The sequence below is a fragment of the Saccharomonospora piscinae genome, from assembly GCF_005862235.1.
In the GTDB taxonomy this organism is placed as follows: Bacteria; Actinomycetota; Actinomycetes; order Mycobacteriales; family Pseudonocardiaceae; genus Saccharomonospora; species Saccharomonospora piscinae.
In genome coordinates, this window is sequence record NZ_VCEK01000004.1 from 711,085 (window position 1) to 726,717 (window position 15,633).

Sequence of the window (15,633 nt, forward strand, 5' to 3'; positions counted from 1 at the left end):
CGGCGGCCATCCCACACTTCGGACTGGAACGGGTATTGCATGTCGGATGAACAGAAGCTTCGCGACTACCTCACACGTGTTGTCGCCGAGCTCCAGCAGACTCGGGAACGCCTGCGTGCGGCGTCGGCCCAGGAGCCGGAGCCGGTCGCGATCGTCGCGATGAGCTGCCGCTACCCCGGAGACGTGACGACGCCGGAAGAACTGTGGGAGTTGCTCGCCGACGGCACCGATGCCGTGACCGAGTTCCCCGCCGACCGGGGCTGGGATCTCGACGCCCTCTACGACCCGGAGCCGGGCAAGCCGGGGAAGGTCTACGCGACCGAGGGCGGGTTCCTCCACGACGCACCCCAGTTCGACGCGGGCTTCTTCGGCATCTCACCGCGCGAGGCGGTGGCGATGGACCCGCAGCAGCGCCTGCTCCTGGAGACGTCGTGGGAGGCGTTCGAGCGGGCGGGCATCCCCTCGGAGCAGGTGCGCGGCAGCTCCACCGGGGTGTTCGTCGGCGCGTCGACCCAGGGCTACGGCATGCCCGAGGGCTCGTCCGGCTCCGAAGGACACGTCCTCACCGGCAACGTCACCTCCGTGCTGTCCGGGCGGGTCGCCTACACGTTCGACCTCGACGGGCCCGCCGTCACCATCGACACCGCGTGCTCGTCGTCGCTGGTGGCGCTGCATCTCGCGGTGCAGGCGCTGCGCAACGGTGAGTGCTCCATGGCACTGGCTGGCGGCAGCACCGTCATGGCGGGGCCCGGCGGGCTTCTCGAATTCGCCCGGCAGCGCGGCCTCGCCCGCGACGGCCGGTGCAAGGCCTACTCCGACTCGGCCGACGGCATGGGCATGGCCGAAGGCGTCGGCGTGCTGCTCGTCGAACGCCTGTCCGACGCGCGCGCCAACGGCCACCCGGTGCTCGCCGTCGTCCGCGGGTCCGCGGTGAACTCGGACGGCGCGTCGAACGGGCTGACCGCGCCGAACGGGCCGTCGCAGCAGCAGGTGATCCGGCAGGCGCTGGCCAACGCGCGGCTCAGCGTCGACCAGGTCGACGTCGTCGAAGGCCATGGGACGGGCACCGAGCTGGGTGACCCGATCGAGGCACAGGCCCTGCTGGCGACCTACGGCAGGAACCGGGAGCGCCCGCTGTGGCTCGGCTCGGTGAAGTCCAACATCGGGCACACCCAGGCCGCCGCCGGTGTCGCCGGTGTGATGAAGATGGTGCTCGCCCTCCAGCACGGTGTGCTGCCGAGGACGCTGCACGCCGACGTGCCGTCGTCCGAGGTCGACTGGTCGACGGGCTCGGTCTCGTTGCTGACCGAGCCGGTGCCGTGGCCGGACACCGGCGAGCCCCGCAGGGCCGCGGTGTCGTCGTTCGGGATCAGCGGGACCAACGCGCACGTGGTCGTGGAGTCGGCCCCCGCTGAGGAACCCGTCGCGCGACCGGCGCGGCAGACGCTGCCGGTCGTTCCCTGGGTGCTGTCGGCGAAGTCCCGGGAAGGTCTCGACGCGCAGGCGGACAAGCTCAAGTCCTATCTGGACAGAATCGGCACGGAGGACGCCGGCGCCGTTGATCCGGTGGACGTCGGCTACTCGCTGGCAGCGACCAGGACCGCGTTGAGCCACCGGGCTGTGGTGTTGGATTCGGCTGGTTTGGTGGGGTTGTCGTCGGGTGTGGTGCGGGGTGTTGTGGGTGAGGGCAAGGTGGGGTTCTTGTTCTCTGGTCAGGGTGCGCAGCGTGTGGGGATGGGGCGTGGGTTGTATGAGGCGTTTCCGGTGTTTGCGGGGGTGTTTGATGAGGTGTGTGGTGAGTTGGATGGGGTTGTGGGTGGTTCGGTGAGGGAGGTTGTGTTTGGGGGTGGTGATGGTTTGTTGGATGACACGTTGTTTACGCAGGTGGGGTTGTTTGCGTTTGAGGTGGCGTTGTTTCGGTTGGTGGAGTCGTGGGGTGTGGTGCCGGATTATGTGTTGGGTCATTCGGTGGGTGAGGTCGCGGCTGCGCATTGTGTGGGTGTGTTGTCGTTGCGGGATGCGTGTGTGTTGGTGGGGGCGCGGGGTCGGTTGATGTCGGGGTTGGCTTCGGGTGGGGTGATGGTGGCGTTGGAGGCGTCGGAGGCCGAGGTGGTGCCGTGGTTGTCGGAGGGTGTGTCGTTGGCGGCGGTGAATGGTGTGGGTTCGGTGGTGTTGTCGGGTGATGAGGATGCGGTGTCGGCGGTGTTGGTGGGGTTTGAGGGGCGGAGGCATCGGCGGTTGCGGGTGAGTCATGCGTTTCATTCGGCTCGGATGGAGCCGATGTTGGGTGAGTTTTCTTCGGTGGTGGAGGGGTTGGAGTTTTCGGCGCCTCGGGTTCCGGTGGTGTCGTCTGTGTCGGGTGGTGTGGTGTCGGGGGAGTGGTGTGATCCGGGGTATTGGGTGCGGCAGGTGCGTGAGACGGTGCGGTTTGCTGCTGGGGTGGAGTGTTTGGTGTCTCGTGGTGTGGTGCGGTGTGTGGAGATCGGGCCGGACGCGGTCCTCACCCCCATGGCCGCCGACCAGGTCGAGGTCATTCCGGCACTGCGCGACGGCAAGGACGAGCCCCGGAGCCTGATGGCCGCGCTGGCCGAGGTTTGGGTGCGCGGTTCGCGGGTCGACTGGGCGGCGTACTTCGACGGCGTGGGCGCGCGTTCGGTCGAGCTGCCCACGTATGCGTTCCAGCGAGAGCGGTACTGGCCCGTCGTCGAGGCGCCCGACGGTGACGGCACGGGTGCTGAGCAGCTCTCCGCCGACGACGCGCGGTTCTGGGCCGCCGTCGAGCGGGGTGATGTGGCCGCGCTCGCCGAGGACGTGGAGGTGTCGGAGGACGAACCGCTGAAGGCCGTGTTGCCGAAGCTGTCGTCGTGGCGCCGGAAGCGGCATCAACTGTCTGTTGTGGATGGCTGGCGCTACGCGGCGGACTGGCGCAGGCTGGCCGGCGTCTCCGGCGGTTCCGTCGGCGGATCGTGGCTCGTGGTGAGCTCGGCGGGACAGCAGGAGCATCCGCTGGTGACGGCACTGCGGGCGCGCGGGGCGCGGGTCGTGCCGGTGACCGTGGACGAGGGGCTGGACCGGACGGGCCTGGCCGGGCTGCTGGAGTCCAGCGCTGCCGAGCACCCGGATCTGGCGGGTGTGGTGTCGCTGCTCGCCCTGGCCGAGGAGCCCGTGGCGGGCGCCGAGGTGCTGCCCGCGGGCCTCGCGGGCACGCTGTTGCTGGCGCAGGCCATGGACGACGTGGCGCTGTCGGCACCCTTGTGGTGTGTCACGTGCGGCGCGGTGTCGGTCAACCGGGCCGATGCGCTGACGAGTGTCGTGCAGTCCCAGGTGTGGGGCCTCGGCCGGGTGGTGGGCCTGGAGCAGCCACAGCGGTGGGGCGGACTGCTGGACCTTCCCGGCGACCCCGACGAGCGGGCTCTCGACCGGGCCTGCGGTGTGCTCGGTGGTGCCGAGGACCAGGTGGCGGTGCGGTCGTCCGGCGTCTACGTGCGCCGCGTCGTCGAGGCGCCCGCGAACACGGTCGAGCCGATCGCGTTGCGGGGCACCGTGCTGATCACCGGCGGTACCGGGGCGCTGGCGGCCCGGGTCGCGAGGTGGGCGGTGGCTCAGGGCGCGGACCGGGTCGTACTGGTCAGCCGTCGCGGAGCCGACGCTCCCGGCGCGACCGAGCTGTGCGCGGAGCTGGAGGCTTCCGGGGCGCGGGCCGAGGTCGTCTCCTGCGACGTCACCGACCGTGCGGCGCTGGCGAGTCTCGCGAGTGGCCTTGAGGCCGAAGGTGAGCGAGTGCGCGCGGTCGTGCACACGGCCGGTGTCGGACAGCTGACGCCGTTGAGCGAGGTCACGGTCGAGGAGTTCGTCCACGTGCTGCACGCGAAGGTGCTCGGCGCGGCGAACCTCGACGCGGTCTTCGGCGAGCACACGCTGGACGCGTTCGTGCTGTTCTCCTCGATCTCCAGCATCTGGGGTAGCGGGTTGCAGGGGGCCTACGCGGCGGCGAACGCCTATCTGGATGCCTTGGCGCAGCAGCGCAGGCAGCGCGGTCTCGTCGCGACCGCGGTCGCGTGGGGGCCGTGGGCCGACGGCGGTATGGCGGCGGGACACGCGGGTGAGCACCTGCTCCGCCAGGGCCTTCCCGCGATGGCTCCCGAGCTGGCGGTCATCGCGATGCACCGGGCGATCAGTGGTGCCGCGCCGGTCGTCGCGGTGGCCGATGTGGACTGGTCCCGCTTCGCTCCCGCCTTCTCCTCCGCGCGGGCGTGGCCGCTGTTCGACGAGCTGCCGGAGGCCAGCGCGGCGCTGGAGGGCACCGGCGAGGCCGACCAGGACGGCGAGCAGTCCTCCGCGCTCCACACCCGGCTGGCGGGGATGACGGCCGAGGACCGGCACGAGCATCTGCTCGAGCTGGTCCGTACCGAGGCCGCCGGCGTGCTGGGGCACTCGTCGATCACCGCCGTCGAGCCCGGCCAGGCGTTCCGTGAGCTGGGTTTCGACTCGCTCACCGCCGTCGAACTGCGCGGCAAGCTCACCGCCGCGACCGGACTGGCCCTGCCCGCCACCCTCGTGTTCGACTACCCGACCCCGGCCGTGGTGGCCGAACACCTGCGGTCGCTGCTGTTCGGCGAGGACCCCGCCACGCTGCCCGCCACGCTGCCCGCCACCGTCACGACGCGCGGCGCGGACGACGACCCGATCGCGATCGTCGCGATGAGCTGCCGCTACCCGGGCGGCGTCGCGTCACCCGAGGATCTGTGGCGGCTGGTGTCCTCGGGCGGGGACGCGGTGACCGGATTCCCCTCGGACCGGGGCTGGGACCTCGAACGGCTGTTCAGCGACGACCCCGAGCAGCCGGGCACGTCGTACTGCCGCGAGGGCGGCTTCGTCGACGGCGCGACCGAGTTCGACGCCGACTTCTTCGGCATCTCGCCCCGGGAGGCGCTGGCGATGGACCCGCAGCAGCGGGTGCTGCTGGAAGCCACCTGGGAGGTCTTCGAACGCGCGGGCATCGCCCCCTCGTCGAACGAGGGCGCTCCCGTCGGCGTGTTCATCGGAACCAACGGGCACGACTACCAGAACCTTCTGGCCATGTCGCCCGAGGCGCTGGAAGGTCACCTCGGCACCGGCAACGCCGCGAGCGTCGTCTCCGGGCGCGTGTCCTATGCCTTCGGTCTCCAGGGGCCCGCCCTCACCGTCGACACCGCGTGCTCGTCGTCGCTGGTCGCGCTGCACCTCGCGGCCCAGGCGCTGCGCGCGGGCGAGTGCTCCATGGCGCTCGCGGGCGGCGTGACCGTCATGGCGACGCCCTCCACCTTCGTCGACTTCAGCAGGCAGCGCGGACTGGCCACCGACGGCCGGTGCAAGTCCTTCGGCGGCGCGGCGGACGGCACCGGGTGGGCGGAAGGCGTCGGCGTGCTGCTCGTCGAGCGGCTGTCCGACGCGCGCCGGAACGGGCATCCCGTGCTGGCCGTGCTCCGCGGCTCGGCGGTGAACTCGGACGGCGCGTCGAACGGGCTGACCGCGCCGAACGGGCCGTCGCAGCAGCGGGTGATCCGGCAGGCGCTCGCCGACGCGGGACTCTCCGCGTCCGAGGTGGACGCCGTCGAGGGGCACGGCACCGGCACCGTGCTCGGCGATCCGATCGAGGCGCAGGCCGTACTCGCGACCTACGGCCAGGACCGGCCCGACGACCGGCCTCCGCTGTGGCTGGGTTCGTTGAAGTCCAACATGGGGCATGCCCAGGCCGCCGCCGGGGTCGGCGGCGTGATCAAACTGGTGCTGTCGATGCGGAACGGCATGCTGCCCCGCAGCCTGCACATCGATGAGCCGACGCCGCACGTGGACTGGTCCGCCGGTGCCGTGTCGCTGCTGACCGAGGCCGTGCCGTGGCCGGAGACCGGGACACCGCGCAGGGCCGCCGTGTCGTCGTTCGGGGTGAGTGGCACCAACGCGCACGTGATCCTCGAATCGGTGCCCGACGAGCAGGCCGAGCCCGTCCCGGCGGCGCGGGAACTGCCCGTCGTGCCGTGGCTGCTGTCGGCGAGGACGCCCGCCGCGCTCAGCGCGCAGGCCGAATCCCTCGCGCGGCAGGTGGATTCCTACCCCGAGGACCTGCGCCCTGCCCGCGCCGACATCGGCTACTCGCTGGCGACCGGCCGGGACGCGCTGTCGCATCGTGCCGTCGTGTTCGACGCGGCAGATCTCGTCGAACTCGGCACCTCGCCGCACGTCGTCCGTGGCACCGTCGAACCGGGCAAGCTCGCCTTCGCGTTCTCGGGTCAGGGCGCGCAGCGGACCGGGATGGGCCGTGAGCTGTATGCGGCTTTCCCGGTGTTCGCGGACACTTTCGACGCGGTGTGCGGTGAGTTGGACCGGCACCTTGAGGTGTCGGTGCGGGAGGTGGTCTTCGGTGGGGACGAGCGCGTTCACGAGACGATGTGGGCGCAGGCCGGGCTGTTCGCCGTCGAGGTGGCGTTGTTCCGGCTCGTCGAGTCCTGGGGTGTGAACCCGGACTTCGTGGTCGGGCATTCGATCGGTGAGATCGCCGCCGCGCATGTGGCTGGTGTGCTCGACCTGGTGGATGCGTGCCGGTTGGTGGCGGCGCGGGGTCGGTTGATGCAGGCCCTGCCCACTGGTGGGGTGATGGTGTCGTTGCAGGCGACCGAGGATGAGGTCGCCCCCTTGCTGTCGGACGGGGTGTCGTTGGCGGCGGTGAATGGTCCGTCGTCGGTGGTGCTCTCCGGTGACGGCGATGCGGTCACGGCTGTGGTTGCGCAGTTCGAGGACCGCAAGCAGAAGCGGTTGACGGTGAGTCATGCGTTCCATTCGGCGCGGATGGAGCCGATGCTGGACGAGTTCCGCACCGTCGCCGAGGGCCTGTCGTTCGCGGAGGCGGGTGTGTCGGCGGTGTCCACGGTGACGGGGCACCAGGTCCTTCAGGAGTGGCGTGAGCCGGAGTACTGGGTGCGGCAGGTCCGCGAGCCGGTGCGCTTCGCCGACGCCGTGTCCACGCTGCGCGAACACGGCGCCACCACCATCCTCGAAATCGGACCGGACGGTGCGCTCGCGGCCCTGGCCGACGGCGATGTGATCCCGTCGCAGCGCAGGGATCGCGACGAGCCGAGGACTCTCGTCGGCGCGCTCGCCGAGCTGTACGTCCGTGGCCGCACCGTCGACTGGGAGGCGTTCTTCGCCGGTTCGGGCGCGCGACGGACCGACCTGCCGACCTACCCCTTCCAGCACGAGCGGTTCTGGCCCTCGGGCACCACGATCTGGAGCGGTGACCCGACCTCGTTCGGGCTGCGCTCCGCCGAGCACGCCCTGCTGGGCGCCGCCATGACCCTCGCCGAGGACGACAGCCTCGTGCTGACCGGGCGGCTGTCGGCGGGCACTCACCCGTGGCTCGCCGAGCACGTCGTACTCGGCTCCGTCCTCGTCCCGGGCACGGCCTTCGTCGAACTCGCACTGCACGCCGCCGCGCAGGTCGGCTGCGGGCTCGTGGAGGAGCTCACGTTGCAGGCCCCGCTGCCGCTGACCGAGCGGGAGGGCGTGGCGGTCCAGCTGACCGTCGGCGCACCGGACGACAGGGGCCGGCGCTCGCTGAACGTGCGGTCGAGCACCGATGCCGACGAGCAATGGCGCCTGCACGCCACCGGTGTCGTCGCGCCCGCGCCCGCCACGGTCCCCGACGGGCTGCGCGAATGGCCGCCGAGCGATGCCGAAGCCGTGGCCGTCGACGACTTCTACGCCGGTCTCTCGGAGGCCGGATTCGACTACGGGCCCGCGTTCCGGGGCGTGCGGTCGGTGTGGCGCCGGGGCGCGGACACCTTCGCCGAGGTCGCCCTGCCCGACGACGTCGAGGTCGATGGGTTCGGTATCCACCCCGCGCTGCTGGACGCCGCACTGCACCCCATGTCGGTGGCGGGCACCCAGTGGGGACTGCCGTTCGCGTGGTCCGGTGTGACGCTGACAGCGGTCGGAGCCCGCACGGTCCGCGTCCGCGTCACGGACGTCTCGGACACGGCCTCGGGCTGCGCGGTGCTGCTCGCCGATGCCGAGGGCGCACCGCTGGCCACGGTGGACTCGCTGGCACTCCGGCCGCCGCAGCAGGCAGGCACACAGTCCTCCGACGGCACCGACCGGTCGATGCTGCACCTGGCATGGCCGCCGCTGCCGCTGCCCGAGGGCGTGCCCGACGACCGCATGGTGGTGCTCGGGGAGCCCGGCCGGCTCGCGCCGCTCGGCCTCGACTCGTACGCCGAGCTGGCGGAGATCGCCGCCCTCGCGGGCACGAGCGCGATGCCGTCGTCGGTGCTCGTCGCGATCGGGCAGCGAGCCGCCGACCCGGTCGCCGCCGTACACGAGAGCACTGAGACCCTGCTGACGCTGGTCCGCGACTGGCTCGCCGCCGACGGTCTCGACTCGGCGCGGCTGGTCGTCGTGACGTCCGGTGCCACGGGCAACGAGGCCGTCACCGACCTGGCGGGCTCGGCCGCGTGGGGCCTCGTCCGCTCGGCACAGACGGAGAACCCGGGCAGGCTCGTCCTCGTCGACCTGGACACCCACCCGGCGAGCGCCTCCGCGCTGCCTGCCGCGCTGGCCACGGGAGAACCGCAGCTGGCGCTGCGGGCGGGGGAAGCCGCCGTCCCGCGGCTGCGGCGTGCGTCGGCGGCGGCTCTCGTGCCACCGGAGGGTGCGTCCTGGCGGCTCGGCACGACCGGCGGGGGAACGCTCGACAACCTCACCCTGGCCCCCGACGACACCGTCACCGAGCCGCTGACCGGTGCCACGGTGCGAGTCGGGGTCCGTGCGGCCGGGGTGAACTTCCGGGACGTGCTCATCGCGCTCGGCATGTATCCCGGCGCGGCGACGATGGGTATCGAGGGCGCGGGCGTGGTGCTCGACGTCGGCCCCGACGTCGAAGGGTTCGCACCCGGCGACCGCGTCATGGGACTGCTCACCGACGGCTTCGGCCAGGTGGCACAGACCGACTACCGGATGCTCGCGCGGATTCCCGACGGCTGGTCGTTCGCGCAGGCGGCCTCGACGCCGGTCGCGTTCATGACCGCCTACTACGCTCTGGTCGAGCTCGGCGGGCTGCGACCGGGGGAGTCCGTCCTCGTCCACTCGGCCGCGGGCGGCGTCGGCATGGCCGCCGTGCAGCTGGCCCGGCACCTGGGCGCCGAGGTGTTCGCCACGGCGAGCCCGGCGAAGTGGGACACCGTGCGCGACCTGGGCGTCGACGACGAGCGGATCGCGTCGTCGCGGACCCTCGACTTCGAACAGCGATTCCGCGAGGGCACGGGTGGTCGCGGCGTCGACATCGTGCTCAACTCGCTGTCCGGCGAGTTCATCGACGCCTCGCTGCGGCTGCTGGCCGACGGCGGCCGGTTCCTGGAGATGGGCAAGACCGACCCCCGGGCTCCCGAGGGCGTCGCGTACCGGGCCTTCGACCTCGTGGAGACCGGCCCCGAGCGGACCGGGCGGATCCTGGCCGACGTGCTGGCCCTCTTCGAGCAGGGCGCACTGCGGCCACTGCCCACGCGCACCTGGGACCTGCGGCGCGCACCCGAGGCGTTCCGGCACATCTCGCAGGCGCGCCACGTCGGCAAGGTCGTGCTGACCGTGCCCGGCCCCGCGCCACAGCACGGCACCGTGCTGGTCACCGGTGCCACCGGTGAGCTCGGCGGTCGCGTGGCTCGCCACCTCGTCGCCGAACACGGCGTGCGCAGCCTGGTGCTCGCCGGGCGCAGGGGTGCCGAGGCCCCCGCCGCGCGGGAGGTCGCCGACGAGCTCCGCGACGCGGGTGCCGACGTGGTGCTCGCCGCCTGCGACGTCGCCGACCGGGACGCGCTGGCCGGGTTGCTGGCCGCCATCCCCGACGACCGCCCGCTCACCGGTGTGGTCCACGCGGCCGGTGTGCTCGACGACGGTGTCGTGACCGCGCTGACCCCCGAACGGCTCGCCGCCGTGCTGCGGCCGAAGGTCGACGCCGCCTGGCACCTCCACGAGCTGACCGCGCACCTGGACCTGTCGCTGTTCGTGACGTTCTCCTCGGTCGCGGGTGTCTTCGGCGCGCAGGGACAGGCGAACTACGCCGCCGCCAACGCCTTCCTCGACGGGCTCGCCGAGCTGCGTGGCGCGCGGGGACTCGCCGCGACCTCGGCGGCGTGGGGGCCGTGGGCGGCCGGGGGCATGATGGGCGCGCTCGGCGACGACGGCGAGCGGGTCAGCCGGTCCGGCATCGTCTCGCTGCCGCCCGAGCGGGGACTGGCGCTGTTCGACGCCGCCCTCCGGGGTGCTCGCCCCGCCGTGGCGCCGGTCGAGCTCGACCTTCCGACCCTGCGTGGCCGCGCCGCGAGCGGCGGTGTGCCGCCCGTGCTGCACGAGCTGGTCCGCGTCGACGGCAGGCGGCAGGCCGGCACGGGCGAGGGGTCGGCGTGGACGCAGCGGCTGGCCGCACAGTCGCCGGAAGAACGTGCCCGCACGATGCTCGAACTCGTGCGCGGCTACGCCGCCGCCGTGCTCGGCCACCCGGGTCCGGACGCGATCGACGCGACGCGACCGTTCTCGGAGCTGGGTTTCGACTCGCTGACCGCCGTGGAGCTGCGCAACCACCTCGCCGACGCGACCGGGCTGCGGCTGCCCGCGACCCTGGTCTTCGACCATCCGACCCCGACGGCGCTGGCGGAGCTCCTGCTCGGCGAGCTGATCGGCGTCGAACAGACCCACACCGTGGAGGCGGCTCCCGCCAGGGCCGAGGACGACGATCCGATCGTGATCGTCGGCATGAGCTGCCGGTTCCCCGGCGGGGTCGCCTCGCCCGGTGAGCTGTGGCAGCTCGTGCTCGACGGCGAGGACGCCATCGGCGCGCCGCCCACCGACCGTGGCTGGCGCATCGACGCCGACGACATCCCGCCGTTCTCGGGCGGGTTCCTCGACGGCGCGGGCGAGTTCGACGCCGGATTCTTCGGTATCTCGCCGCGTGAGGCACTGGCGATGGACCCGCAGCAGCGGCTGTTGCTGGAGACCACCTGGGAGAGCTTCGAGCACGCGGGTATCGACCCGGCCGAGCTGCGGGGCAGCCGCACCGGCATGTTCGTCGGTGCCGCCTTCTCCTCGTACGGCAGCGGCAGGATGACCTCGGAGGAAGTGCAGGGCCACGCCCTCACCGGCACCGCGACGAGCGTGATCTCCGGCAGGGTCGCGTACACGTTCGGCTTCGAGGGGCCCGCGGTGTCGGTGGACACCGCCTGCTCGTCGTCGCTGGTCGCGCTGCACCTGGCCGCGCAGGCGCTGCGGTCGGGCGAGTGCACGCTCGCGGTGGCGGGCGGCGTGACCGTGATGGCGACCCCCGGCGTGTTCGCGGAGTTCAGCAAACAGCAGGGACTGTCTCCGGACGGCCGGTGCAAGGCGTTCTCGGACGCCGCCGACGGAACCGGATGGTCCGAAGGCGGCGGTGTCCTCGTGCTGGAGCGGCTCTCCGACGCGAGGCGCAACCGGCACCGCGTGCTCGCCGTCGTCCGCGGCTCCGCGTCGAACTCCGACGGCGCCTCGAACGGACTGACCGCCCCGAACGGCCCTTCCCAGCAGCGCGTGATCAGGCAGGCACTGGCCAACGCCGCGCTGTCCACGGCGGACGTCGACGCGGTCGAGGCACACGGCACCGGCACGGCGCTGGGCGATCCGATCGAGGCGCAGGCGTTGCTGGCCACCTACGGCAGGGATCGGGACACCGACCGGCCGCTGTGGCTCGGCTCGATCAAGTCGAACATCGGGCACGCACAGGCCGCCGCGGGCGTCGCCGGGCTCATCAAGACCGTGCTGGCACTGCGCCACGGCGTCCTGCCGAGGACACTGCACGTCGACGAGCCCTCGTCGCAGGTCGACTGGTCGGCAGGCGCGGTGTCGCTGCTGACCGAGCAGCTGCCGTGGCCGGAGACCGGCAGGCCGCGCCGGGCGGCGGTGTCGGCGTTCGGGATCAGCGGAACCAACGCACACGCCATTCTCGAACAGGCTCCCGAACCCGAACCGTGGCCGGAGTCCGGCGAGCCGGTGCTCGACAGCGACGCCGTGTCGCTGCTGCTCTCGGCCCGCTCGTCCGACGCGCTCGTGGCGCAGGCGCGGCGACTGCGGTCGTACCTGGCGGACAACGCGGACGCGAGTGTCGGCGCCGTCGGCCACGCGCTCGCGCTGGGCCGGGCCAGTCTCGACCACCGCGCCGCCGTGGTCGCCGCCGGGCGCGACGAGGCGCTGCGGGCGCTGGACGCGCTGCTCGACGACCGCGAGGCACCGAGGGTGGTCCGCGGCCGTGCCGGGACGCGGCCGAAGCCGGTCTTCGTCTTCCCGGGTCAGGGCTCGCAGTGGGCGGGCATGGCGGTGGCGCTGCTCGACTCCGCGCCGGTGTTCCGTGCCGAGCTCAAGGCGTGCTCCGACGCGCTGGAGGTCCACCTCGGCTGGTCGGTGTTCGACGCGCTGCGCGACGGTGAGGACATCGGAGGCGAGCCCGGCCGGGACGGCGACAGCCCCGATGAGGTTGATGGGGTCGACCGGGTCGACCGGATCCAGCCGATCCTCTTCGCGGTCATGGTGGCGCTGGCGAAACTGTGGCGGGCCCACGGCGTCGAGCCCGCCGCGGTGATCGGTCATTCCCAGGGCGAGATCGCCGCGGCCTGCGTCAGCGGCGCGCTGTCCCTTCAAGACGCAGCCAAGGTGATCGCCCTGCGCAGCAGGGCACTGCTCGCCCTGTCCGGGCGCGGCGGCATGCTCTCGGTCCGCGAGCCGGTCGACCGGGTCCGGGCGAGGATCGAGCGCTCGGGCGGGTCGCTCTCGGTCGCGGCGGTCAACGCGCCGGGGATCGTGGTGGTGTCGGGACCGCAGGACGCGTTGGACGAGTTCGCCGCAGGATGCGCCGAGGACGGCGTGCGGACGCGGCGCATCGCCGTCGACATCGCGTCGCACTCGGCGCAGGTGGACGAGATCGAGACCGAGCTGGCCGAGGCGCTCGCCTCCGTCACCGCGGGGCCCGGCGAGGTGCCGTGCTTCTCGACGGTGACCGGCGAGCGGTTCGACACCAGCGGCATGGACGCGGGCTACTGGTTCCGCAACCTCCGCAGGCCGGTCGAGTTCGAGGCCGCCGCCCGCGCGGCACTCGCCGAGGGACACGAGGTGTTCGTCGAGGTCAGCCCGCATCCCGTGCTGACCGTCGGCCTGGAAGAGGTCTTCGAGGACACCGAGGGTGCCGAGGGCACCGACGGCACCCTGGGTACCACAGCCGCGGTCGCCGTCGGCACGCTGCGTCGCGACGACGGGGGAGCCGACCGGTTCCTCACCTCGCTCGCCGAGGCACACGCACACGGCGTCGACGTCGACTGGACCCGGGTGTTCGGCGGCCACGACCCGCTGACCGCGCGGGCGCTCGACCTGCCGACCTACCCGTTCCAGCGGGCCAGGTACTGGCTCGAGAGCGGCGCCCGCGGCAGCGGCGCCGGGACCGCGCTGGACGGGGCGTTCTGGGAGGCCGTCGAGCACGCGGACCTCGACACGCTCGCGAGCACGCTCGATCTCGCCGACGAGGCCACCAGGTCCTCGCTGGGGGCCGTGCTCCCGGCGCTGGGCTCGTGGCACCGGCAGCGCAGCGCACGGTCCACCGTGGACGGCTGGCGCTACCGGCCCGCCTGGCAGGCCGTGTCACCGGCACCCGGTGCGCACGTCGGTGGACGGTGGTTGCTCGTCGTTCCCGCCTCGGGCAAGGGCGACGAACTCGTCGACGTCGTCGAGAGCGCGCTCGCGGACCACGGGGCGGACGTGGTGGCGCTGACCGTCGACGACGCCGGGCTCGACCGCGCACACGTCGCGGAGCTGCTGGGCGAACTCGCGGCCGAACCGGCCGGGATCGTGTCCCTGCTCGCGCTCGCCGAGGAACCGGCTGTCGACACGCCGGAGGTCCCCGCCGGGCTGGCCGCGACACTCACGCTCGTGCAGGCCCTCGGCGATGCCGGGCTGACCGCACGCCTGTGGTGCCTCACCCGGGGTGCCGTCTCGACGGGAGACACCGACCCCGTCACCAGCCCCGCGCAGGCGGCGGTGTGGGGACTCGGCAGGGTCGCCGCACTCGAACATCCCGATCGCTGGGGCGGTCTCGTCGACGTCGCGCCCGACCCCGCGCACGGGTACGCCGCCTTCGCCGAGCGGCTGTGCGCGGTGCTCGGCAGTGTCGACGGCGAGGATCAGCTCGCCCTGCGCCGGTCCGGTGTGCTGGCCCGGAGGCTGCGCCGCGCCCCGGCCAAGGCCGGTCCCGAGTGGACCCCCGAGGGCAAGGTGCTGGTGACCGGCGGCGCCGGTGCGATCGGCGGCACCCTCGCCCGTTGGCTGGCCGCTCGCGGCGCGGAACACCTCGTGCTGGTCGGCCGTGGGGGCGATACCACGCCAGCGGCAGTGCGGCTGCGGGACGAGCTCGTCGCCGCGGGGACCCGCGTGACCTTCGCCGCCTGCGACGTCGCCGACCGGGACGCGCTGACCGCGCTCGCGCGGGGCGAGGACGACGGCGTACCCGTTCGGGCCGTGGTCCACGCGGCCGGGGTGCTGGACAACGGCATGCTCGACACGATCAGCGGCGACCAGCTCGCCACGACCCTGCGGGGCAAGGCGGTCGGTGCGCGGAACCTGCACGACGCGGTGGCCGGGCTCGACCTCGACGCCTTCGTGCTCTTCTCCGCCTTCGCCGGGGTCATGGGCGGCACGGGGCAGGGACCCTGCGCCGCGGCGGACGCCTTCGTCGACGCGCTGGCGGAACAGCGCAGGGCGGCCGGACTGCCCGCCACGTCGATCGCGTGGGGCAGCTGGGCGACCGGCGAGCCGGAAGCCGAGGGCGAATCGCAGGGCTCCGGCTGGCTGCTCGAACGGGGCCTTCCGGCGCTGCCCGCCGAGACCGCGCTCGCGGCCCTGGCGGGGATCGTCGGCCGTGCCGAGGCGCCGCTGCTCGTCGCGGACGTGGACTGGCAGCGCTTCGCGCCCGCCTTCACCGCCGCGCGGGCGAGCACGGTCATCGGGGACCTTCCCGAGGTCAAGGCGCTCGACGCCGGTGGAGGGGACGACGGGCCCGCGGGGGCGCAGCGCGCCGCGGCTTTCGCGGACACGCTCGCCGGGCTGTCGGAGGCCGAAGTGGACCGGACGTTGCTCACCCTCGTGCGCACCGAGGCGGCCGGCGTGCTCGGCTACGACGGTGTCGACGAGGTCGAGCCCAAGAAGCCGTTCCGTGACCTCGGTTTCGAGTCGCTCACCGCCGTGGAGCTCCGCAACCAGCTGAGCCGGCGAACGGGGCTGCGGCTGCCGGTGACGCTGGTGTTCGACTACCCGTCACCCGTCGAACTCGCGGCGTTCCTGCGGGGCGAGGTGCTCGGCGACACGCAGCCGTCGTCGACCTCGGTCTTCGACGAGCTCGACCGGCTCGAGGCGACACTGGCCGACTTCGCCGAGGACAGAACGGCGCGAGGAAGGGTCAGTGCGCGCCTGCGCAGCCTGCTGTCTACCTTGGATGAACCCGCGGACGCCGACGAGAAACGGGAAGTGGCGGGGCGGCTCGACTCCGCCTCAGCCGACGAAGTACTGGCGTTCATCGACAACGAACTCGGAGCGTCCTGA

At 72.8% G+C, this 15,633-nt stretch carries 1 protein-coding gene; it reads left to right on the forward strand.

The window, feature by feature from the left end; translation table 11 throughout:
* Positions 1–39 precede the first annotated feature (39 nt).
* Entirely contained in the window at positions 40–15,633 is a 15,594-nt protein-coding gene (locus tag FFT09_RS23160; protein WP_208544457.1) for a type I polyketide synthase, read from the forward strand.

What these genes read in the sequence shown, in the direction of transcription:
- FFT09_RS23160 (WP_208544457.1), top strand. Translation starts at nt 40, where the DNA reads ATGTCGGATGAACAGAAGCTTCGCGACTACCTCACACGTGTTGTCGCC.